Origin of the sequence: Sulfurisphaera tokodaii str. 7 (assembly GCF_000011205.1) — an archaeon.
Classification (GTDB): Archaea; Thermoproteota; Thermoprotei_A; order Sulfolobales; family Sulfolobaceae; genus Sulfurisphaera; species Sulfurisphaera tokodaii.
Map to the genome: position 1 here is coordinate 1,816,213 of NC_003106.2, position 23,506 is coordinate 1,839,718.

Genomic DNA, 23,506 nt, shown 5'->3' on the forward strand with positions numbered 1-23,506 from the left:
CTCACCCCTTAATTTCTCATAACTATAACAGTTGAGGCTTGCATTAAATCGCCCCAAGCTTGGGCTACTCCAGTATGTACTGGTTTCTTTACTTGCATTCTTCCAGCAGTTCCTTTCAATTGCCAATATATACTGATAGTCTTCATCAGACCAGCAGCCGCAATAGGATTACCAACGCCGAGTAACCCACCTGATGGAGAGCTTGGAATATCTCCATCTATATCAAACATGCCTTCCTTAAGAAGCTTAGGTGCTTCTCCTCTCCTAGCAATCATTAATCCCTCTATATGATGTAACTCTTTATAATCAAAGGGGTCGTAAGGTTCAATCACATCAATTTCCTTATTAGGTCTTTCAATCCCAGCCATTTTATAAGCCATCCTAGCTGCGTGTTCTAAATATCTAGGATAAGCTAATTCTCTTCCGGTCCATTCTGTATTATCTAGTGTCCAACCAACACCTTCAATCCATACTGGAGTATCAGTATATCTACGTGCAACATCCTCATTTACAATAACCATAGCAGCAGCACCATCACTAACTGGGCTAGTATCTAAAAGTTGGACTGGCCAAACTAAAACCTCACTCTTTAAAACATCATTGACTGTAATATTAGCAGCAGCTTGGGCATAAGGATTATTAAGTGCATTCTTTTTGTTTTTAACAGATACTAAAGCTATATCTTCTTTTGTAACTTTATTAACATGCATATATCTATGCATCTCCATTGCAAAGATCCAGATTAGATTAGGATTTAACGGCTTCTCAGTAATCGGATCCCATATATACCTAAATACTGATTGCGGGTGAGGCCTTGCAGGGCTCATCTTCTCCTCTGCAATAGCTAAAACTTTCTCACATAAACCACTAGCAACATGATACCAGGCTGTATTAGGAACCATAACTCCAGTAGCACCACCAACAAAGACTCTACTTACCATTTTCCTAACTCCACCAGAACCATGAGCTAAATATTCTCCTTTCATATGTACTCCATCAAAAGCATCTGGTGCACTACCAATTACAACACAATCAATATCTTTTAGCTCCAAACCAGCCTCATCCAAAGCTTTCCTAGCCGCTTCCCACGCCAATTCTTGTGGAGTCTCTAACATTCTCCTTCTAAATAACGTTAATCCGGCACCTATTACAGCTACCCTTCTAAAATATAAATTCGTCTTCATTATCTACTCACCACCCCAACAACACCTGTAAAAGTAGGAATTCCTCTCCAACTTGCTACTACAGCTTTATCAACAACTCCTTGCCTCAAATATTCAACAGCATCTAGTAATAATGATAATCCACTAACTTCTAATGGTCTACCCTTAGCCAGATGACCACCTAAAGGATTAACTTCAATCTTGCCTCCTCTTTCAAATTCACCTTCTCGTAAATCTTTTACAGCGTTATCACTTAAACTTAGCCCTTCAATATGCTGAAGCTCTTTATAACTATAAGTATCGTCAACAAAAGCAGCTTTTATTTCCCTTTTATTCACTTTCGCCATGTTATAAGCTTCCTTTGAGGCAATTTTCATATATCTTGCCTCTCCCAATTCTGAAAGTTCTATTGTAGAATCAGTAGCAGAGTATATACCATCAATCCATATTGGAGTATCAGTATACTTACGTGCAATCTCTTCACTTGCTAGCACAACAACAATTGCTGCATCCACAAAGCGTGAAATATCTAAATCCGTTAAGGGGTATATTGTATATTCTCTCTCCAATATATCTTCTAAGCTGATATTAGATGCATAAGATGCTCTCGGGTTCTTCAAACCATTACGCTTATTCTTTACAATAACTTTAGCAAAGTCTTCTCTTGTTGCGTTTCTTAATTTCATAAACTTTAACGCCTCTAAGCCGGCAAGAAAATGAATGTTCTTTGCTCCAATCCTATACATTGGGTCGAAGGCGAATTCTATTATATCTCTAATTGTTAGAATGTCACTAGGTTTTGCGTGAGATTCTACTACAGTTATATTAGCTAATCCAGATTTAATATGCATAACTCCATGAAGGATTCCTTGTAATCCATCACCTGTCACAGTCATTGTAGGTCTCATAGCACCACCAATAGGGTCTGGGGCAAATTCGTCAGTTATTGCAATTCCTTCCCAAAAGTCTTCTTGGCATGAAATAAAAGTATCTACATCAGTTCTAGGATTTATATTTCCAGAGTCTTCATAAGCTCTAACGGCGGCCTCAAACATCATTTCTCTAAATGATACATCCTTAGTGTTAGGTCTGAAACCATACCAACCTATACCTACTATAGCTACTTTCATAAAAAATCACAATCATTATATCTCTCAAAAACTATTAAGTTTTTCTTATATAGTGAATATTTCATTTTACTTAAATTGATTTAATTATTAATATATTGCTATAATCCTTAATAACTAAAAATTTGACTTCTTAACGTTTATCTTGTGACTTTACGTGAGGGAAGAGAATGTGATTTATTTATGAGCTCTATAAGAAGATAGCTAATCAATATCTTTTATTTAATATATTTAATAATAGTTGTATAATTTAGAAAATCTCTATTATAACTAAATAAATGAAATCAGTTAATCAAACGCTAGGATGTTATTCTACGTTTACGAAAATTTTATATACACGAAAATCGTATACTTAATTATGTCAACCGTAATAAGTGTAAGAGTGAGGAAAGAGTTGAAGGAGAAAGCTGAAGAATTGGGAATAAACATTAGGGAGGTTGTAGAGAAAGCTTTAGAGGAAGCAATACGAGAGAAAGAAAAGGAAGAAATCAAGGAAACTGCTAGGAAAATTAAGGAACTAATGAAGGATATTAGTGAGGATGAATGGATTACCTCAATAAGGGAAGATAGATATGAGAGATGAGTTTTTATTAGATGCTTCAGCATTATACCCTATACTTAACTACATAGATAAAATAGACGTTGCTAAGATTTATATAATTCCTCTAGCTTTTTACGAGGTGGGAAACACAATATGGAAGGAATACTATCTTCATAAAAAAATTAAGGATCCAATCATATTATCTGCTCTCTTTCAGAAGTTTATGAGTAAGCTTAAACTCCTTAATAGCCCCCCAGCTGAAGAAGTAATGAAGTTTGCAATAGAAAAAGAACTGACTTTTTACGATGCTGCATACGTTTATTCTGCTGCATCTCATGGACTAATCTTAGTCTCAGAAGACAAAGAGTTAATAAAGAAGGCTAATGCACTCTCACTTAAAGATTTTATAAGCAAATTATCTTAAGTGAAATCTCCTATGTAATCAAAATATATTTCATTTTATCAAGGAATAATTAAGAAATTCTAAATGCTGGAAAAAGAAGATTTCTCTTACTCATTCATTGAGTATTTTATCTATCCCATGCCTCATCAAAACTTTATTAATAATTGACAATTGGACTTCGTCAGTCCCTTCTCCAATCCTGGTTAATCTCACATCTCTAAACGCTCTTTCAACTTTGCTCCCTTTAGCATATCCTAAACCACCCATAATTTGTAATGCAGTATCTATAATGTTTTCAGCTACGTTCGAAGAAACAAATTTCAGAGCTGAAATCTTTCCCTCAATTTCAAATAGCCTATCTAACGGATATTTTGAAATTTCTCTTATCATACTCTTAATAGAGTAAAGATTAGCCACAGATTTAGCTAAATACCACTGAATTCCTTGCTTTTCAATTAATTTAGAATCAAATAATTCCCTATGTTTACTCCACTGTATAGCCTCCTCAATTGCGCAAATGCTTAACCCTATGGCTATTGCCGAAATAGCAATCCTACCAACTAATAAAGCGTATTTTACAACTCTCCAACCACCATTTAACTCTCCAACAATGTTCTCTTCTCCAACCTCACAATCGTTTAACTCTACTTCTGCGGTTCCAGTTCCTCTATTTCCCATTACTTCAATTTTTCTTGTAGTAATACACTTATTTCTAGGGACTAGAAAAACAGTAAGTGTTTTTTCCTTTAATTTTGGATCACCAGTCCTTGCTACTATTAAGAAAATATCAGCATAAAGCCCTTGGGTAGTCCACATTTTTCTACCGTTAATAATCCAACTACCCTTAATTCTTTCTGCCTTGGTAATTATACTTCCGGCATCACTACCACAGCAAGGCTCACTTAAACCAAAACCACCAATTAACTCACCTTTTGCAAGCTTATCTAAGATCTCTTTCTGTTCTTTATTCCCAAACATTCTAATAGGTTCTGTTACTAGTTCACCTTGGGCATCTTGTATTAAGGCCACAGAACCACTAACTTTTGCTATCTCTTCAATTATATTTACAGTGTCATATAACGTTAATCCCTCATAAAGCGGTGACAAATAACCAAGCTCACCCATTCTCTTAACTAACTCCCTTGGGTAATAATCCTCTCTATCAATTTTTTCTGCTAATGGTTCAATTTCCCTTTTAACAAACTCTTTTACGGAGGATAAAATTAGTTCACTCATAATTATAAGTTATCAAAGAAAAATAATAAATCATTGTCATAAAACATAAAAATAAAGTATGAGATAATATTGTATGGAAGCGGAATTTTATAGTTTACAAAAAATTAGAAAATTAAGTGAGGAAGCAGTAAAAGACCCAGAAAGTTTTTGGAAGGATAAAATGCATTTGATCTCATGGTTTAAAGAGCCAGAAAAAATAAGGGAAGGAGAACCACCATTTGAGAAATGGTTTGTTAATGGTTATACTAATATTTCTTATAACGCAATTGATAGACATTTAGATAAATCTGAAAAAGTAGCTTTCTATTGGATAAATGAGAAATTAGATACTAGGAGTATAACTTATAGAGATTTATATTGTGAGGTAAATAGGGCTTCTTACGTTTTAAAAGAACTAGGAGTAAAGAAAGGTGACGTAGTATCTCTTATAATGCCTAGTATTCCAGAGGCAGTCTATATGTCTTTAGCTGTACATAGGCTAGGGGCGACACTAGTAATACACTATCTAGGTTTAAGTGAGGAGACATTAACTTATAGGCTAAATGATTGTAATTCTAGGGTTTTAATAGTTGCTAGCAAGGGTTTCAGAAACGGAAATGAAATAAGGATAAAAGATTTCGTGGATAAGCTTCTTGATTCCAGAAAAACTCCGATAGAGAAAGTTTTAGTAGTGAAAAGAGGTTATGACGATTTTAACGTTACAAAGAGGGACGTTATATATGAAGAAGTAAGACCTAGGGGTAGAGTTTATGTTGAACCAATCTGGGTAGAATCTAATGAGCCTTCAACAATTTATTATACTTCTGGAACCACTGGTAGACCTAAAGGCTTATATCACTCTACAGCAGGATATGTAATAGCATTAAATTATGCCTTTAAATCCCTTATGGGTCCTAAAGAGAATGATATATGGTGGACAATATCTGAATTAGGCTGGCCAGTATGGCCTATGGCAAATCTTTACACAATACCATTCATGGGTCTTACTGGAGTACTTTTTGAGGGATATATAGGATATAAACCAGATATGTTCTCCAGAATAATTGAAAGGTTTGGAGTTAATTTAGTATGGAGTTCAACAACAACTTTATATACATTAAAGAGCCTTGGAGAAGAATCGGTTAAATCTGGAGATACTTCAACACTGAGACTCATTTTGAACACTGGAGAACCATTAAACCCTGGTGCATGGAAATGGTTAAGAGAAAATATGCCTCACGTTACTATTGCAGATGCGTATTGGATGACTGAACATTTATTCCCAGTTGCTGGAACACCTTTTGGAATAGGAGAGATTCCTTACAAAGCGGGGTCTGCTGGAATTAGATTTCCTGGTAGTGATTTTAGAGTAGTGGACGATGACGGGAAAGAATTACAAGTTGGAAAGAAGGGATATATTGTGTTAAAGCCTATTAGCCCAGCTTTAGCAAAAATGCACAATGATACTAACGGGGAAAGGATTATAAAGACCTACTGGTCGAGGTTCCCTGGATATTTTTACACTGGTGATTACGGCTATATGGACGAGGATGGATACCTTTACGTTTTAGGAAGAGCTGATGATGTAATAAAGTCTGGTGAAAGAATAGGTACTTTAGAGGTAGAAAGTGTAGTTGTAACACATCCAGCAGTCGCTGAGGCTGCTGTAGTAGGCTACCCAAAGGAAGTAGGAGAAGGAATTTTAGTTTTAGCTGTGATTAAGAAAGGTTATCCAATGAGTGAGGATTTAGCTAATGATATAAAATCATATCTAAGAAATAGTGGATATATAGTAGATAAAGTATATTTAGTAAGAAGACTACCAAAGACTAAGAGTGGCAAGATAATGAGGAGATTAATAAGAGCACTGGTAAGGAATGAGGAGATTGGTGATATCTCTACTTTAGATGACCCAAGCATATTAGAGGAGTTAAAGAGTATATTAAGTGAGAAAGATTGATAGATTTTCACTTCCATGCTCCCATAAAGGAATTCTTAGATTTTTTAGGTGAATATAAGGAATCAACAATGAAATATTTTAATGCGAAGTTCGATATAAAAAGCTTAAGAGAAAGCCTAGACGAGGCTGAAAGCTTAGGGATAAAGAGAGTTGTTTTATTACCCATAGACTCTACAACCTTTTTAGGAAGAAAAATACCTAATGAAATTGTTTGTAATCACACAGATGATAGAATAATAAGGTTTGTGTCAGTAGATCCTTTAAAACCCAATGCTGAAGAAGAACTAAGACGGCTCATAAAAGAATGCGAACCTCAAGGAGTTAAATTTCATCCACAACTTCAAGGATTTAATCCATTAGATGAAAGAGCATTAAGATTATACTCCGTCTTAGATTCGAATGGTCTTGTAGCTGTTTTTCATACAGGGACTTCTGGGGTAGGTGCTGGTGTAAGATCAAATATTAGACTTGATTACGGCAGACCACTATACTTTGACGAAGTAGCAATAAGATTTCCCAGAATGAAGATAATATTGGCACATTTTGGTTGGCCATGGACTGAAGAAGCTATAGCAATAGCACTTCATAAACCCAATATATACTTAGATTTGTCTGGCTGGTTACCTAAATATATACCAGAAGTAGTATGGAAGTATGCGAAAAGATTACAAGATAAGCTCATTTTTGGAAGTGATTATCCCTTAATCTCACAAGAGAGATGGTTAAACGAGTTTGATAAATTAAATTTGCCAGAAGGTATTAAAGAAAAAATTCTGAGAGAAAATGCGGAAAGAATATTGGAAAAAAGTTGAGAAGGAAGAAAATTTTATCTTAACTCTATAGGTTTAAACTCTCTTTTTTCTGGTCCAATGTATAGTGCTCTAGGTCTAATGAGTCTATGCTGTTCCTCTACATATTCAATTATGTGAGCTAACCACCCTAATACTCTTGATAGAGCGAACAGTGAAGTGAACATATATATTGGGAAGCCTAAAGCATAAAATACTATACCACTGTAAAAGTCAGTATTAGGATAAATATGCTTACTACCGAATGTGTCAACTCCCAATTTCTCTATTCTTTCTGCAATTTCATAATACTTTTTAACATTTTCATTTTTTTCAGCAAAGGATTTAGCCAATGTCTTAAATATTTTTGCCCTAGGATCATAAGTCTTATATACACGATGCCCGAATCCCATGAGCCTACTTTTGCCTTTTATTATTTTTTCCTCAAACCATTTATCTGCATTTTCGACAGAACCTATTTCTACAAACTGTTTGAAAGCTTCCTCAGCTGCACCACCATGCAAAGGACCCTTTAGTGCAGCTAATGCTGCAACAATACATGAGTACATATCCGAGAGGGTTGAGGAGGCTACTAAGGCTGCAGTTGTTGAGGCTGGAACTTCGTGATCTGTATATAAAATTAGTGAAGCATCCATAGCCTTTATCTCTTCTTGAGTAGGCTTTTTACCAAACGTTGCAGCCAAGAAGCTTTCAGCATAGCTCTCTGATGGTTCTGGGATCTTTGGTTTTAACCCTTCTTTAGCCCTATAAATATTTGCGGTAATTGTTGCAGTTTTTGCAATAATTTGAACAGCTAATTCTTTATTAGTAGCTCTGTTCCATTTTGGATCATATATTGAAGCTAATATGCCAAATGCTGTTTCCATCATTCCTATTGCATCACAGTTTCTAGGCATCGAAAATATCGTTGATATAACTTGTTCTGGAACTTCAAAACTTTCATTTATTATACCTTTAATCTGATTTAATTGTTGTCTGTTAGGTAATTCACCGTAAAGCATTAAATGGATTAGCTCCTCATATGAAGCATAATTAACTAAATCGTTAATATCGTACCCTCTATATCTTAATATACCGTTAATGCCATCAATGTAAGTTAATCCAGTAGTTTTTATAATTACATTTTCCAATCCTCTACTTACTTCTACGCTCATTAATCACCACCTATCCATTCTTCTATTTTATCTACGTTTGAAAGTATAGATAAAATATGCTTTTCTCCTATGATATCTCTTATTGATACAACACCAATAGGTTTACCAGATTTGTTAACTACAATAAGATGTCTAATACAATGCTTACTCATTAACTCGGCTGCGACGTTAATTGGTGAGTCTTCATCTATAGTAATTAGATTCTTAGTTGTACCTAACTCTTCAACTGGTTTATTTAAATCCTCATCTCTTGCAACAGCCCTAAGTAAATCCCTTTCGGTAAAAATTCCAATAAGCTTATCACCATCAAATATCAAAATAGAACCAACGTTTTCCTTAGCCATTATTCTAACAGCATCCCTAGCACTAGTCCCTTTTTGTACCTTAATTATCGGTTTATTTATTAGTAATTTGATTTTATTCGGCGTCATAATTTTTATATCTCTTTCGTAAACTATAAATCTTTCGCAAGTTGCTTATCTAAATTCTCATAAAAGTAATAATTGATAATTTCATACTGCTCCTTCCTAGTCATCATCTTATCCATCAATGATTTTTGAGATCCTTCTTTAAGAAGTACCTCTAACGCTTCTTTCATGGCTTTTGCTGCAACTCTGAAAATAGTCACTGGAAAGATAACGTACTTATACCCCATTTCTTTAAACTCATTAGCAGTTATTAACGGCGTTTTACCAAACTCTGTCATATTAGCCAATAGTGGTGCTTTAACTTCTTTAGCAAATTTGGCGAATTCTTCTTTGCTTTCCAATGCTTCTGGAAAAATTATATCAGCACCAGCTTCTAAATACATCTTAGCTCTCTCAATAGCGTCTTCAAGACCATTTACCGCTCTTGCGTCAGTTCTAGCAATTATTAACATATCTTTTCTGGCCTTTAGTGCTGATTTTATTTTAGCAACCATATCTTTAGAACTCACAACTTCTTTACCTTCTAGATGACCACATTTCTTTGGAAGAACTTGATCCTCAATTTGAATAGCATTGGCACCAGCTTTTTCCAAAACTTTCACAGCCCTATATACATTTATAACTTCTCCAAAGCCAGTATCAGCATCAACAATAATTGGAATATCAGTGACTTCCCTAATTCTTCTGACCATTTCTGCTACTTCATCTAACGTTATTATGCCAAGATCTGGTAAGCCGTATGAGGACGTTAAAGCTCCTCCAGACAGATACACTGCTTTAAATCCTACTTTTTCAGCTAGTAATGCTGTAAAAGGATTAAATACGCCCGGAATAATTAGGAAATCAGACTTTCGCAAGATTTCTGACAAAATCCCTCACCTTCATATTATCTATTTCCCAAATGAGCTTAATTTGACTTTCTGAAAGCCCTAAAAGCTTAGCTTTTTCTTCAATTTCCTCATCACTCATAGGATTTGCTGAATGCCCTCTAGGAACTCTTACTTCACTTTCATAAGTACCCTTATCTGTAATGACAATAACTCTAGTAGGTAGTTCTTTAGGATAAACAGAAGTATAATCATCCCTCTCTACGACCTCAATCTTTTTCATTAAGCTAACTACTTTAGGGTCTCCAATTAAGCTATACGAATCCAACCAGAAACGCTTTGTAAGTAAAGTAACTGCCGTAATAAATGGTAAACTATGATCGGCAGTTTCTTTATTTTTAGGATTCCATTTATCCTCACTATCAGCCAATATTGTCTTACCAGCTTCGTAAGTTTCTACAATTACTTTCTTTATTTCACCTTCATAGTCTAGTTTCAATGCCGCTTCGACAGTGGCTTCAGCATGGTATTCAACTGGATATTTTTTAATGAAAGTCTTAAGAATAGACCCACTCTTAATATTTTCGAAAGTTGATAAATCAAAATCCTTAGCTATGATATTAAAGAATCCAAAAACTCCAGAAAACGGTTTGTCTGGTGCAGTAAATCCGTTTTTAGCTAAAAGAGTCGCAAATACTGAATTCCTTACAGCCTCAGCCGTAGCTCCAGCTTTCCACATTGATAACTTACCAGATCTTGATTCCCTAAGCGCAATATGAGGAACAAGCGTTAAAGATATTGCATTCTTAGCCTTCTCTCTATCAAGGTTAAGGAGGCGAGAAAGTGCTGAAGTAGAAGCTATTTGAAGGAAATTAACGTGATCATATCCCTTTTTTCTTAGACTTGTACTATCACAGAGCCTCACACCAATTTCATAACCCACGATGATACTCTTTAATAGTTCTTCACCAGAGATATCAAACACGCTACCTACAGATAATAGACCTCCTATCATATCACTTGGATGTAAAGGCTCTTTACTCAAATACGTGTCATTAAAGTCTAAATAACGTATAAGTAAGGTATTATAAAATGATGCAAAATCTATAGTGGCTTCTCCTCCACTTAAAAGAGGAGAATTTCCAGCGAAGAGATTTGACATTTCTCTTAAAATTTTTGCAGGTGGTGAGTTAATTGATGCTAGAGCTACAGCTATGCTATCTAGTAATCTTCTTTTAGCCTCATGAAGCATTTCATCTGAAAAATCCTCAGCTGAGACCACGTATTCGGCTATTTTATCTGAAAGTTCCATAACTTTCTCTTTGAAACTACCAATATAAACTTTTTGAGATAAATTTAAATAATCAAATAGAGAATTTTAAACATGATAAACATGACAAAGATAGCTTTTATAGGAGTTGGAAAGATAGGTCAGACAATCGCCTTTAATACTATAATGGACGGTTACGCTGATGAGGTCATGATCTACGATATTATCCCAGAATTACCGGAGAAATTTGAACATGAACTTAGACATGCTCTTGCATCTAAAAGACTTAAAGTTGAACTTTTATCTACAAACAACTTAGACGATGTTGCTGGTGCTGATATTGTAGTTATTACTGCTGGTAAACCAAGAAAACCTGGTATGAGTAGAAGAGATCTGTTTGTAGATAATGCTAAAATAATGATGGATCTAGCTAACAAATTACCTAAGAAGAATCATGGAGCCGTTTATATTATGGTTTCCAACCCGGTAGACATGATGGCTTCTGTATTCGCAAGATATTCTAGGGAATTCGTAATTAGTACTGGAGACCAAGTAGAGACAATGAGGTTAAGAGCATATATAGCTAAAAAACTAAAGATACCAGTTTATAGAGTTAATGGGTTTGTAGGTGGAGAGCATGGTGAAGATGCTGTAGTATTATGGAGTACTGTAACAGTTAATGGAAAACCATTCTCAGAGGATTTAGGAGTTACAAAGGCAGAGGTTGAAGATTATGTAAAGAAGATCCCAGGAGAGATAATTAGAGTTATGGGAGGTACTACATGGGGTCCTGGGACTATTATAGCTGAATTAATAAGAGCAGTAGCACTCAATGAGAATAAAGTTATGTCAATAGCTACTCCAAGACAATTTGAAGACGAAATAATTCACGTTAGTGTGCCAACAGTAGTTGGAAGTTCAATTGGTCCTTCATTAGAAAACTTATTAGATGAAAAGGACAGATGGAATTTAATGGCTTCAATGAAAGACTTCTATAATGTATATAAAGAGAATTTGAAACACCTAGAAACTTCTATCCAAGCACAGTAAAATCTATTATAAGCTCATCACTTATTTTTTCTTGTGAAAATACTACTTGTTGATTACGATAATACGCTTTTCAACACCAATGAATGTGTAAAAGCATCAGCAAAGGAGTTATGGGGAATTGAAGCTGATAGTGAAGAGATTAGAAAAATAAAAAGAGAGGGAAAAAGTGCTGTTTATTCTCTAGCTTATACAAAGTATAGCCACTTGGCAAAACCTAATCTTAAGATGATTAATTATATAAAAGATAGGATTAAAGAAGGTGATCTGGTTTTTGTATTAACAGCTAGACATTGCTCTGCTAGACCTTATGCCGATTTCTCTCTATTATCTCACGGGGTAATAGTTAGTGGAATTATTTGTAGAAACGATGAAGAGATGAGGTTAAAAGATGAAGAATGGAAAGCAAAAATCATATCTTTATTTAAGGGTGAAATCGAGGTTTACGATGATAAAGAAGAAAATTTAATCTATTTTAGTAAACTGTTTAAGAACATAAAATACTTTCTAGTTAAGGAAGACGAAATTATACCATATAATATATAGTCATATATAGTTCTATGTTGTCTAATTAAGTAAGTCTTAAAATCTTATTGGATACTGTACCTATATGAAATTTATTTTAGTGGCTTCAGCCTTAATGACTCTTTTATCTCTTTTAATAAGCCCAAATTTCGTGTATCTACCATTAATACCACTTATCCTATATCTACATAGAATCAAAATAAAACCATATCTGACAGCAATATTATTGCTCCTCAGTTTACCGCTAGATAATATGATCATATACGGAACAGTTTTAGAGTTAGTGCTAATTTCAGGGTGATAAAATGAATCTTCTAGATATAATAATAATCGGAATTGTACAAGGAATTTCAGAATGGTTACCTATAAGTAGTAAAACACAAGTGTTGATATCATCACATTACCTATTAAATTTACCAATAGCAATAGCTTACTCTTTTGGACTGTTTATGGAAATGGGATCTATAGGTTCTGCCACCATCTATTTTAGAAAAGATATAATGAGTGTATTTAGAGATAGAAAACTACTGCTTTATCTTGCGATAATAACTATAATAACTGGACTAGTTGGAGTACCCCTATATATAATCTCCGATAAACTATTGAAGAACGCATATGATCCTTCGATTCCGATGATAATTCTAGGAATAGCACTAATCGTAGACGGTTTATATATAAGATATTCAAGGATTAAAATTAGAAGTTTTAAAGACTTAAGTTTAAAAAATATAATACTTATCGGAATAGCACAAGGATTAGCGGCATTACCAGGTGTAAGTAGGTCTGGAATGACCGTATCAACAATGTTATTTCTAGGAATCAAACCTGACGATGCTTTCAGATACTCATATCTGGCTTATATTCCAGCAGCAGTAGGTGCAGTAGGAACAACAATATTATTCTCTAAAACTAACATATCTTACGTTATATCTTTAATTGGAATAGGAGGAGTATTAATTTCAGTTATATCAGCATTTATCATAGGAATGCTAACAATAGATCTACTATTAAGATTTGCTAAGAGGAGAAATATTTATATAATAGACTTTACTTTAGGGGGAATAGCAATAGTAGTAAGTGTTTTAACTATACTCATATGATTTTCTTACTAAAAAAGATTGAATAGAGTATTATTTCAACTTTTTATTCAATCGATGAAAAGATATTTAATAAGCATTTGAGAGCTGAGATTTTCTAAGAATTTATTGACTGTCATAAAAATCCTTAATAATTTACTAGGGGAGAATTTGTTAGATAATATGTTTTCTTACACTGAGATATTCAGCGATAAAGAGAGATTTATCCCAGAATTACTATATGGTAGGGAAGATGCTCTGAGGAAGCTAGTTGATTTAGTTTCTAAGCAAGATCTCACATTGTTCTTCATAAAAGGACCTAGAAGGAGTGGTAAATCCAGTCTATTACTTACGCTATTAAAGATTTTAAGCAATGGTGAATACAAGCAGAAATTCAATGTTAAAGATAACTGGATCCCTATAATGGTAAAGTTAGATGCCGTGACTAGTCCCCTTTCTTTGTCTAATTTACTATTGAGAAGAGGATTAACTAATTATACTTTAAAAAGGTTAAACGTTAAAAAAATACCAACTTATGCTAAAGTATTTAGTGAAAAGATTGAGGAACAACTTACAGTAGGAAGAGCTCTAGGTGGCGGAATCTCACTAGGAAATATTGGAGCTTCTGTTAGTAAAGGAAAGAACTTTGCGTTTCCTTACTCAATTGATTTATCACTAGTTAGTGATATTTTATACGAGTCTGCTGAGGGTTCTAAGATAATTATTATGTTTGATGAGTTACAGTATATCTATGAGAACTGGAAAGATAATAAGTCAATTTTTCTTCAATTTTTAAAGAAGATTTCTGACGAATATTATGATAGGATAAAAGTAGTTATGACAGGGTCAGTAATCAGACCTGCAGAATTGTTACTGAGTAAAGATTATACTGAAGAGCTTCACGGTAGACATATCGAAGAGTATAATATAGGAGAGATTTCTTTCGATGATGCAGAAAAGATGCTTATAGATGGTTTTACTTCAGCTAATGTAAATTATAATGATTATATACTTTCATCAGCCCTCAATTTGACCTTTAGGATACCCGGATGGTTAGCTTACTTCGGTAAATATTACGTTGAAACAGGAAAGCTCTTAGAAGCGATTAATAAAAGTTATGAGGAAATGGGGTCTCTAGTAAGAGAAGAATTAGGAAAACTAAAAAGGATAAAAAAAAGAGAATATTACGATACTGCGGTAAATATGCTAGCGAAAAAAGGAATCCTTACACCTTTAGAACTTTCTAAGCAACTTAACATAAGTGCTCATGAAGCAGAAATTATTTTAAATAATCTAAATTATATCGATTTCATAAACGAAAAAGGCGAGCTCAAGGACTATACTATTGCGTCATTAAGGAATGATTTCGAAGAAATGATTTGTCCTATATGCAATTCTGGAAGAGCATTAGTTTTGAAAGGATTACATTATTTTGTGAGATTTTCTTGCAAACATGTAGTTAAATTGTAACTTTTTAACGTGATTCTTTAAGGACTTTAAGTGTAAAAGTGAATTTAATTACGTAAAACATCTACGATAAAAAATTATAATTTTTAGCAAGTTATAAATATTTTTCCTTAGATGAATAAACCCGTTATTCCGCACTAGTATCCTCATCTTTTACCATTAGTTTAATTGGGCTCGTAAATATTGTTTACACCATTCTCTCTATGGCGTAATCTAGCTGTAACTTATGTAACTGAGCTAATAATTGTTTGGATAAACTCATCCATTTTCTTCAGAACCTCGCTCTCTATACTATATTCTTTAGCTATCTCACTCGGTAATTTATAAGCAATATAAGTTTCCCCGTCCTTTTCCCATATAGATACTCTCAAAGGAAGATCATAAGATATTTCAATCTTCTTTTGCATTAAAATAGTGCCTACCTTAGGGTTTCCAAAATAGAGAACTTTACATTTATTTAATTCTAGTCCTACCTCTTCAGCGTTCTTTTTATGATCGATTTCAGTAAATAGTATTGCATTTAATCTTTTTATTTCATTTTTTATCTTTTCTTCACATTCGTTAAAGCTAAATTTACATTTAACGATATGCATAGGGAAAGCTAAGTAAAAATAGAAATAAAATTTTCCCCGGATTATGGAAGAAAAATAAATACCATAAATTCTCTTTACTCTCTATGAAAGTTAAAAACATCGTCTTCGTTATACTAGAAATCTTAGGAGTAGGGATGATATATTTGGGATTTAAAACGAGAGGCGTAGAATCAATAGTTCTGGGAATAGGAGGACTATTATTTATGATAGTAATAGGATTGTATTTCACAAGAGACACCTCCGTTCAATCGAGGCAAAATTAAACATAACTCTTTTATTTAAATTAATGAAAATGTTTTAACAAAAAACTATTAGCAAAGAAATTATTCCATTTACCGTATGATTTTGGAATATTATTCCAGCTATAAAATTATATTATAACTTCACTTATTCATAAAATGATTTCAAAAATCCAGGTGTAATTTTATAATTTTCTCAGCTTCTTCCTTCAACTTAGGATTTATTTTTGCTTCATTAAGTACTTTCTTAATTTTCTCCACTATAACTTCTTTCTCCTCCTTGGAAGAAGTGGTATAGGCCTCAATTAGTGCTTTTAAGTATTCCTCTCCAAATATTTTATCCGTCATATATCTAAGTTCAAAGTACTTTAACTTATCAGTCACCTCAGCGGTTCTAAAGCTAGTGTAATGTTTAGGATCGTAGGTACTTGATCTAACTAAACCCTTATATTTTTCTGGTCTAACAATCTTACCAACGATAATTACTGCGTCCCTGGTTATTTTCTCCTTCTTTACTTTTTCAGCAATGTCCCTTAATTCACCTAAAATTATCTTTTGTTCACCCCACCATGTAGCCTTATATACTACAGCAACTGGAATATCATCAGATATCCCAGCTTCCCTTATTTCTTCAACAACCTTATCGATTACATGAACCCCAGTATAAATGACAAGTGAAGCCCCCTTATTTAGTAGAGGGGCAAAGTCCTTTATAGAACCTTCCATTGGAACTGAAGCTGAAGCCCTAGTTATTATTACAGTTTGAGATACCTTAGGCAATGTTAATTCAATACCTAAAACTGAAGCGGCAGCAATTGCGGCAGTAATTCCGGGGACTAGTTCATAATCTATCCCAGCGTCTTGTAATGCCCACAGTTCTTCCATTAAAGCACCATATATAGAAAAATCACCGGACTTCAGTCTAGCAACTAATTTTCCTTCCTTTGCTTTTTTTATCATAAGATCAGTTATTTCCTCTAGTGTTAGCTCAGCAGTGTTCACAATTTCAGCATCTTTCCTAGCCCACTTTAATATTTCTGGGTTTATCAATGATCCTGCATACAAAATTACATCTGCGTCTTCAATGTAATTTTTTGCCTTGACAGTTATTAATTCTGGATCTCCAGGACCAGCACCAATAAAGACTACTTTACCTTTCAACCTTTTTCACCCCTATTAACATTGAGAAATAGTCTCTATCAAAAGTACCATCCCAGGGAACAATTTTCTCCCCTTCTAAATAACACCTTCTCGCATAAAAAAGCTCATACCCTTCCTTCAAAATCTCTGCTATTTTATCAAGGTTCTCATTTCCTTTAATCACTACGATACTTTCCACCTTATTTTTTACTTCTTGTATGAGAGAAATTCTACTTGAAGGTACTATTAAGATAGCATCATCACCTAAAGCTAAAGAGAGTTTAAGTTTAGAAGCACACGAAGTAACGGAACTAACACCGGGAATTAATTCTATTTTATCAAAACAAGAAAGGAATTTTTTCACTCTGAAAAACGTGGAATATAGTGTAGGATCACCTAAAGTAATAAAGGCTGAAACTTTACCTTTCTCTTCACAAATTGTTCTCCCAATTCTTTCAAGCTCTTTTTCGTCTACCTCTTTAGCCATTGGAAATCCTAGCGTTACTATTTTAGCGTCTTTTTTCCCATAAGCTTGAATAATATTGTAAGATAAACTCCTATTGGTTCCAGTAGAATAGGGAACAAAAATAACATCAGCAATTGATAAAATCTTCATTCCCTTAACTGTTATTAGCTCAGGATCTCCGGGACCTAAACCAATAACATAAAGTTCACTCATGGTTTCTCACCGTAAACGATAAAGATCGGATTACGAGAAATCATAGCATAGCCCTTACTTGTCTTCATACCTTTAGCTATAATGACTTCTATAACATCAGTCTTATATCCCATTTGATTAAGAGTTGATAGAGCCTTATTAACGGTTTCTAAAAGGATAGCATCAATAACAATTCTTCCACCGTTCTTCAACTTTTTATCGCTAGAGAGAAGGATTTCCTCAAGTCTCTCAGTACCCCCAATAAATATTGCGTCAACTTCACTATCTACGTGATCCAAAGCTTCAGGAGCTTCTCCCTCAATGATTACTACATTATTAAGTTTGAATTTTTCCACATTCTTTTTGGTAAGTTCTACAGCATCTTTATCTTTTTCAATAGCCCAAACCTTACCTTTTTCCCCGACTACTAAGCCAGCCTCAACAGTAACGCTTCCAGTCCCACTACCTATGTCAATAAATTTAGCACCATCAAATAGCCTTGCCTTTGAAAGAGCTAAAACTCTTATTTCCTCCTTTGTCATCGGTATCTTTTCAACCCTTATAAATTCCTCATCCGGTATTCCGGGTAGTCTCATAACTCACCCTCCTCAGCTAAAACTTCTCCTTCTTCAGAAATAATAACTACACCTAATTTCACATCATTTTTCACAATCTTCCTTAACCTCTGAAGAACTCTTTTAGCTACTATGCTGAAGAGTGTCTTTCTTTCCTCTGGTAAAAGGTATGTAATTGCTTCTGTCACAGTAGCAGAGTTAGCTATCTTATTTATCTTTTCAATGTCTAATTTCGCTAGAACTGCTGCGTGAGTTAAGGTTTCTATTCTTGCATCACCATATTTACTATGGGTGTTCATTAAACCAGATGCAACTTTAGTTATTTTCCCAGGTAAGCTGACTAAAACTATATGAGTAAAACCTTGCTCAATTGCTAACCTTATTGAATCACCTACTCTATCTCCTATCTTTACTACATTATCGCCATAACGTTTCCTGGCAAACTCAAAGCTAGTATTACCTGGTGCTAAGATTAACTTCTTCTTCCCTAAAGCCTTAACAACGCATATCTCACTTTTTATGTGCTCAAGATATTCATCATCACTGATAGGATACTCAATACCAGTAGTTCCTAAAATTGAAATACCGTTAATAACTCCAACGTCCTTATTCATTGTAAGTTCGGCTATTTTTTCACCATCTGGAACTTCGATCCTAACCTTTACACCATCAGTGGTTACTTCATTTATAGCATCTATTATCATTTGTCTTGCTATTGGATTTATCGCTTTTTCACCCACTTCTACTTTAAGTCCTGGTTTAGTAACTACACCTATCCCATTTCCTCCTTCTATGAAAATTCCGGAATCACACTTTGTACTACAGCTAACAATCTTTAATCCATTTAATACATCTGGGTTGTCCCCAGAAAATTTTGTAACTGTAGCACAGTATTCTTCTCCTCTTCTTTCATAGTCATCTACCGGAATTTCTAGTCTTAAACCAATTGGAGTTGGAATTGTAACACTTTTAGGAGTTTCATTACGAAATAAATAGATAACAGAGGCCTTTGCTGATGCCGCTGCAGTAGCCCCGGTTGTTATTCCAAATCTTTTAAGAGTTGAAAGCATTGACATAATCATACCTCGACGTATAACCTCTTGGAGTTATTATTTTACCATTACATATATATGAACGAGAATTACCAATAATCATCATAGTAACCATATTTATTTTATCAAGATATTTTTTCCACTCTGATAAAGTAGTTACGATAACTTCCTCATTTTCCCTATAAGCACCTTTTACTATACCAACTGGTGTTTCGCCTTTTCTATATTCAGCTATTATCTCCATCGCCTTTAAAAGTAAAGGCTTATTTATAGGATTGTAAAGAGCAATTACAAAGTCACCTTCAGCAGCTTTCCTAACTCTATGAAGAATTTCTTCTGCAGGTACTAAAAGGTCGCTTAAGCTAATCACTGCAAAATCCATTGATAATGGTGAACCTAATCTTGCTGCTGCAGCTAAAGCTGCAGTAACACCTGGTATAATTTCAAAGTCAACGTTAACATTATTAGCACACATCATCTCAAGTGTTGGTGGTGCCATTCCATAAACTTGGGGATCACCACTAGAAACTAAAGCAACAGTATGACCCTCCAAAGCTTTCTTTATTGCCATTTTAGCCCTATATAATTCCTCTTTCATCCTTGCTGTGATAACCTCTTTTCCATCGGTTAAATCCTTAATTAAATCAGCGTAAGTCGTGTACGCAATTATAACGTCACTTTCTTTTATAGCCTCTAGCATTCTTAAAGTACGGTTTTTTTCATCTCCAGGACCAATACCGATTATGTAAATTTTACCCGCCATAACTCCTCACCATTCTAATTAGCTCATTTATGATTGATACTGCTATACTACTACCACCGTAAGTTCCTCTTAACACTATACATGGTATGCCAGATCTTATTAAATCCTCCTTAACCTCAACGGCATTTGTAAATCCTGGTGGAGTAGCAATAACCAAAGGTATCTCTACACCTTCTTTCCTTATTTTTAAAACTTCGGCAACAGCTGTTGGAGCGTTTCCAATAACTACAATCTTTGGAGAAGATAAACCAAGTCTTATACCGGCCGCGGTTCTAGTAATTCTCATTTCCTTAGCTAATTCTGAGGCTTTATCTAGGTAATTTTCAACTTTATTCCATCTTATTCCTGCAGAAACCATCTTTACATCAGTCAAAATTGAAATGCCTGTTTTCAAACTTTCTATTCCAATATCAACTGCATCTTGCGAAATATAGATTTTATCTGCTAAATCAAGATTACCAGACGCATATACTGCTCTGGCTATTATCTCTATCTCTCTGTCACCCATATATGGAAATCGTTCTCTGACTTTTTCCCTGATAAATTTCATTGTTCTTTCTTCAATTTCTTCTGGGTCTTCTATGTACTCATTTTCTTGTTGAGGAAACGCTGTAGAAACTCTGTAAAAAAGTGCTAATTTCACTAGGTTTGAGTCCGCTAAAGGCTTTGTAAAATAGACGTTAATTTCTTTACCCTCATAAGTACTCTTAACCCATTTATAAAACTCACTAACACCAAAACTTCCCATAATGTCTTTAGCTACATGATTTCCCCTTCCCAAAAAAGCTAAAGCAAAGACTATGTGATTAATTCCCTTTGAAAGTAATTCGGATACAATATTCCTCCAATTAGGTTCGGTATATTCATTATGTGATAAAAAAACTGGTACTTCTAGTTTTTCTTCTATATATCTTGCTAGATTTACCATGTCCTCTACAAAGGTATTTCTTCTAGAACCATGTGTGATTATTATAATAGCTGAATTGCTCACGGTATTGGATAGCTTATCCAAATATAAAAATATTTCTAAGAAAAGGAACAAGGAGGAATATAAACTATAGTAAGATCACTAAATTTTAGATCACGCGTTATAATCTCGTCAACATTAAAATTATACACTTTTTCATCTTGATATGTTAACTTTTCCATTATAGTCAAAGTAATAAAATTACAGCCATATTCTTTCAACTTTAATGCAATCCTTTTAACGCCATCTGGATAAGGCTCTGGGTTAATTAAAATTCCTCTACCGGTATTTAGAAACTTCTTAATTTCATCATAATTAATTTCTCCCCTAACATGAAAAGTAAGAAAGACTATTTCTGAAAGGTCTTTTCCTATAATATGTAATGCCCTAATTATTGAAGAAACACCGGGTATAATAACTAACTCTACTCTGTTATCCATACATAATTTCTTCAACTTATTTAACAACTGAAAATCAGAAACAGCAGGATCACCGTGATTAAGGAAAGCCACATTCTCGTTCTTGGCTAATTTCATAATCTCGTTAAGTTGTTTCTCCTCTTCTTTATAATTTAATCTGATTACTTGCTTACCCTGAATATAAGAAGAAAAACGCTCTATTACGCTTCCCCAGCCAGTAACTACTTTACTATCTCTCAAAACTTCTAACCCCTTAACTGTAATTAAACTTGGGTCACCAGGCCCAACGCCAATTACATAAAGTGTCATTCAAATCCCGCTATAGCTATAGTTACTTCATTATTATAAGTAATTTTTCTTAAAAGTAATTTAGCCTCCTTGCCACCAGCTATTAATGCTGAAACTTCTGCAACACCTTTCAGACCAATCTCTTTCAGCTTTTCAGACTGTGGTGATAAACACTCATCGTTAAATGTCTCTATTTCGTCCCTAGTAACCAATCTGAAGGTTATTCCAAGTTCATCAGCAACGATTTTTACTTTTTCCCTAATAGATGAAATAACCTTAACCCTACTTAAGGATAAATTAAGTTTATTCAAAGTTTCAAGAATACCTTTCTTTATTACGGCTGGATCGGTTTCAATTTTACTACCAATTCCTATAGCAAGTTTATAAGGTTTTAAATATACCGTGTTTTCCTCATATCTTTCTGGTTCTTTCTCAACCAGAACTACCTTATATTTACACTCGTCACCTATTACATACCCCGTAACTCCATCTGGTAATTTTTCTAGACCTTGAACACAGACTTTTTCCCCTCTTACCAAGGCGGAAGTTACTTTTACTATATCTTTCACATTAAGTATTTTACAGAATAGTTTACGTGAAAATTCTTCTACGCTGGTTACTCCAAAATTTTCACTCGCTGTAGTTATTATTGCTTCCGCATTCAACAATTTACTTATTAATAAAGCTAAATCATTTGCACCCCAATGAGCTCCTAATATTGGAATAACATATTTCCCTGAATCGTCTACTACAAGAACTGCGGGATCAACATCTTTACTTTTAGCATAATTGCAAATAGTTCTAACAGCACCACTTAAAGCCATTGTAAAAACTATAGCATCATAACATTTCCATATATAGTCAAAGTTAGCCTCAGAATATTTAAAGATATATACTGGATATTCTTTCAGTATCTCCTTAAGTTTGTCTGCAATATCTCTCTTTGAAGCGTAAATGATAGCGATGCCTCTCCACAATTAGATTTCTCCCTCAAAAACAAAGACTCTAACTATATTCTTATCCTTTACTCCCCTTGCCATTCCAACAGTGTTATAATAAGCAGTAGCATATCCTTTATAATCTATCCCAATTAAGCCTACATTACTCTTGCCAAATAGTTCAGTAATCTTATTGATAACAGCCCTAACAGAATCCTCTATTGAGAAACCCATGGAAACTAACATATCTACTTCTTTAGCCGGTAAAATCCTAAGAATAATTTCACCAATACCAGTAGAAGAAACTGCAACTCTAGGAGTTGCATAGTATCCAGCACCAGGTATTGGGGAGTCACCAACTCTACCTGGTAATTTGCCAGAAATTCCTCCAGTACTTGTCCCAGCTACTAAATTACCTTGTTCGTCTAAGGCAACAGCACCGACAGTATCTCCACCGTTATTTCCAATAAAATTGGTTATCGACCTTTCACCCCTTTCGCCAACTAAAAGGACATGTCTACCGTCAAGCATAACTTTTAGTGCTTCTTTTATGGGATTTTTAGCCTTAACCGAAGCCACAGCACCTACTTTCCAACTATTACCATGCATAATTCCAGCATCCATTTCCACTTCTCCTTCAGAGTTCTTAACGCTCCCTATACCAGCATCAAATACTCCAGAGTCCTCCATATATGCGATAGCCTCAACAACAGCTTCAATAGCACTACCTTTTTTAAATTCTTCATAACCCCTTTCTAACGTTTTTTTGATCTCTGTAAGTCCCTTTTCATAGTCTCTTTTACTCCAATCTCCAGCTCCTCCATGGACAACTAAAACGGGTTTTGTGTATTTCATAATAGAA

Annotated in this window: 25 protein-coding genes and 1 pseudogene; 9 read left to right on the plus strand and 17 right to left on the minus strand. The window is 34.3% G+C overall.

Features of this window, described 5'->3' with window-relative positions:
- Positions 1-8: 8 nt before the first annotated feature.
- Positions 9-1,184 (minus strand): thiolase domain-containing protein, encoded by a 1,176-nt coding sequence (locus STK_RS10070; RefSeq protein WP_010979868.1) that lies wholly within the window; start codon positions 1,182-1,184, stop codon positions 9-11.
- Positions 1,184-2,293: a thiolase domain-containing protein gene (locus tag STK_RS10075; protein ID WP_010979869.1), complete on the minus strand. Its 1,110-nt coding sequence runs from the start codon at positions 2,291-2,293 to the stop codon at positions 1,184-1,186. The genes STK_RS10070 and STK_RS10075 overlap by 1 nt, the downstream gene beginning before the upstream one ends.
- Positions 2,294-2,648: 355 nt before the next feature.
- On the opposite strand from STK_RS10075, the gene STK_RS10080 reads away from it, so the two are divergent.
- A complete protein-coding gene (locus STK_RS10080) occupies positions 2,649-2,873 on the plus strand; it encodes a type II toxin-antitoxin system CcdA family antitoxin (RefSeq protein ID WP_052846657.1) in 225 nt (74 codons plus the stop codon).
- A complete protein-coding gene (locus tag STK_RS10085; protein WP_010979870.1) occupies positions 2,863-3,255 on the plus strand; it encodes a type II toxin-antitoxin system VapC family toxin in 393 nt (130 codons plus the stop codon). The genes STK_RS10080 and STK_RS10085 overlap by 11 nt, the downstream gene beginning before the upstream one ends.
- A gap of 90 nt (positions 3,256-3,345) precedes the next feature.
- On the opposite strand, the gene STK_RS10090 is transcribed toward STK_RS10085, so the two are convergent.
- Positions 3,346-4,476 carry an acyl-CoA dehydrogenase family protein gene (locus tag STK_RS10090; protein ID WP_198429813.1) on the minus strand — a complete coding sequence of 377 codons (1,131 nt, stop codon included), beginning with the start codon at positions 4,474-4,476 and terminating at the stop codon, positions 3,346-3,348.
- A 67-nt stretch (positions 4,477-4,543) separates the two neighbouring features.
- Between STK_RS10090 and STK_RS10095 the strand changes: the two genes are divergently transcribed.
- Together STK_RS10095 and STK_RS10100 are read left to right on the plus strand one after the other, a co-directional pair.
- Positions 4,544-6,409 (plus strand): AMP-binding protein, encoded by a 1,866-nt coding sequence (locus STK_RS10095; protein ID WP_010979872.1) that lies wholly within the window; start codon positions 4,544-4,546, stop codon positions 6,407-6,409.
- The gene (locus STK_RS10100) at positions 6,406-7,221 is read left to right on the plus strand and encodes an amidohydrolase family protein (protein WP_052846658.1); all 816 of its coding nucleotides are present in this window, start codon (positions 6,406-6,408) and stop codon (positions 7,219-7,221) included. The genes STK_RS10095 and STK_RS10100 overlap by 4 nt, the downstream gene beginning before the upstream one ends.
- A gap of 14 nt (positions 7,222-7,235) precedes the next feature.
- Here STK_RS10100 and gltA read toward each other — a convergent pair whose 3' ends face one another.
- Genes gltA through STK_RS10120 form a run of 4 tightly spaced genes read right to left on the minus strand, consistent with a single transcriptional unit; the run spans position 7,236 to position 10,939 of the window.
- A complete protein-coding gene (gene gltA / locus STK_RS10105; protein ID WP_010979874.1) occupies positions 7,236-8,372 on the minus strand; it encodes a citrate synthase in 1,137 nt (378 codons plus the stop codon).
- Positions 8,372-8,803 carry a CBS domain-containing protein gene (locus STK_RS10110; protein ID WP_010979875.1) on the minus strand — a complete coding sequence of 144 codons (432 nt, stop codon included), beginning with the start codon at positions 8,801-8,803 and terminating at the stop codon, positions 8,372-8,374. Before STK_RS10110 ends, gltA begins: the two co-directional genes overlap by 1 nt.
- Before the next feature lie 23 nt (positions 8,804-8,826).
- The gene (prpB, locus tag STK_RS10115) at positions 8,827-9,669 is read right to left on the minus strand and encodes a methylisocitrate lyase (protein WP_052846659.1); all 843 of its coding nucleotides are present in this window, start codon (positions 9,667-9,669) and stop codon (positions 8,827-8,829) included.
- Positions 9,644-10,939, minus strand: coding sequence for an MmgE/PrpD family protein (locus STK_RS10120; protein ID WP_010979878.1), 1,296 nt, complete (start codon positions 10,937-10,939; stop codon positions 9,644-9,646). Before STK_RS10120 ends, prpB begins: the two co-directional genes overlap by 26 nt.
- Before the next feature lie 81 nt (positions 10,940-11,020).
- On the opposite strand from STK_RS10120, the gene STK_RS10125 reads away from it, so the two are divergent.
- The 5 genes from STK_RS10125 (at position 11,021) to STK_RS10140 (ending at position 15,015) form a co-directional block, all read left to right on the plus strand.
- Positions 11,021-11,947, plus strand: coding sequence for a lactate/malate dehydrogenase family protein (locus tag STK_RS10125; protein WP_052846990.1), 927 nt, complete (start codon positions 11,021-11,023; stop codon positions 11,945-11,947).
- 33 nt (positions 11,948-11,980) lie between these two features.
- Positions 11,981-12,490 (plus strand): hypothetical protein, encoded by a 510-nt coding sequence (locus STK_RS10130; RefSeq protein ID WP_010979880.1) that lies wholly within the window; start codon positions 11,981-11,983, stop codon positions 12,488-12,490.
- A 64-nt stretch (positions 12,491-12,554) separates the two neighbouring features.
- Positions 12,555-12,770, plus strand: a complete 216-nt coding sequence (locus tag STK_RS15360) for a hypothetical protein (RefSeq protein ID WP_198429681.1) — start codon at positions 12,555-12,557, stop codon at positions 12,768-12,770.
- 4 nt (positions 12,771-12,774) lie between these two features.
- Positions 12,775-13,569, plus strand: a complete 795-nt coding sequence (locus STK_RS10135; RefSeq protein ID WP_010979881.1) for an undecaprenyl-diphosphate phosphatase — start codon at positions 12,775-12,777, stop codon at positions 13,567-13,569.
- A gap of 105 nt (positions 13,570-13,674) precedes the next feature.
- The gene (locus tag STK_RS10140; RefSeq protein ID WP_052846660.1) at positions 13,675-15,015 is read left to right on the plus strand and encodes an ATP-binding protein; all 1,341 of its coding nucleotides are present in this window, start codon (positions 13,675-13,677) and stop codon (positions 15,013-15,015) included.
- A 221-nt stretch (positions 15,016-15,236) separates the two neighbouring features.
- Here STK_RS10140 and STK_RS10145 read toward each other — a convergent pair whose 3' ends face one another.
- From STK_RS10145 to STK_RS10190, 10 genes and pseudogenes are all read right to left on the minus strand, one after another.
- Positions 15,237-15,605 (minus strand): DUF302 domain-containing protein, encoded by a 369-nt coding sequence (locus STK_RS10145; protein WP_010979883.1) that lies wholly within the window; start codon positions 15,603-15,605, stop codon positions 15,237-15,239.
- A 611-nt stretch (positions 15,606-16,216) separates the two neighbouring features.
- Positions 16,217-17,005, minus strand: a pseudogene (gene cobM / locus STK_RS10150) (precorrin-4 C(11)-methyltransferase); the annotation flags it as partial.
- Positions 16,995-17,663 carry a cobalt-factor II C(20)-methyltransferase gene (locus STK_RS10155; RefSeq protein ID WP_010979885.1) on the minus strand — a complete coding sequence of 223 codons (669 nt, stop codon included), beginning with the start codon at positions 17,661-17,663 and terminating at the stop codon, positions 16,995-16,997. The gene STK_RS10155 and the pseudogene cobM, both read right to left, overlap by 11 nt.
- Positions 17,660-18,238, minus strand: a complete 579-nt coding sequence (gene cbiT / locus STK_RS10160) for a precorrin-6Y C5,15-methyltransferase (decarboxylating) subunit CbiT (RefSeq protein WP_010979887.1) — start codon at positions 18,236-18,238, stop codon at positions 17,660-17,662. The genes STK_RS10155 and cbiT overlap by 4 nt, the downstream gene beginning before the upstream one ends.
- The gene (cbiD, locus tag STK_RS10165) at positions 18,235-19,299 is read right to left on the minus strand and encodes a cobalt-precorrin-5B (C(1))-methyltransferase CbiD (protein WP_010979889.1); all 1,065 of its coding nucleotides are present in this window, start codon (positions 19,297-19,299) and stop codon (positions 18,235-18,237) included. The genes cbiT and cbiD overlap by 4 nt, the downstream gene beginning before the upstream one ends.
- Positions 19,271-20,032, minus strand: a complete 762-nt coding sequence (locus STK_RS10170; RefSeq protein ID WP_010979890.1) for a precorrin-3B C(17)-methyltransferase — start codon at positions 20,030-20,032, stop codon at positions 19,271-19,273. Before STK_RS10170 ends, cbiD begins: the two co-directional genes overlap by 29 nt.
- Entirely contained in the window at positions 20,022-21,023 is a 1,002-nt protein-coding gene (locus tag STK_RS10175; RefSeq protein ID WP_010979891.1) for a precorrin-8X methylmutase, read from the minus strand. Before STK_RS10175 ends, STK_RS10170 begins: the two co-directional genes overlap by 11 nt.
- A 35-nt stretch (positions 21,024-21,058) precedes the next feature.
- On the minus strand, positions 21,059-21,727 hold the full coding sequence (locus tag STK_RS10180; protein WP_010979892.1) for a cobalt-precorrin-7 (C(5))-methyltransferase: 669 nt from the start codon (positions 21,725-21,727) through the stop codon (positions 21,059-21,061).
- Positions 21,724-22,683: a cobalt-precorrin 5A hydrolase gene (cbiG, locus tag STK_RS10185; protein WP_010979893.1), complete on the minus strand. Its 960-nt coding sequence runs from the start codon at positions 22,681-22,683 to the stop codon at positions 21,724-21,726. Before cbiG ends, STK_RS10180 begins: the two co-directional genes overlap by 4 nt.
- Positions 22,684-23,499, minus strand: a complete 816-nt coding sequence (locus STK_RS10190; protein WP_010979894.1) for an isoaspartyl peptidase/L-asparaginase — start codon at positions 23,497-23,499, stop codon at positions 22,684-22,686.
- Positions 23,500-23,506: the final 7 nt, after the last annotated feature.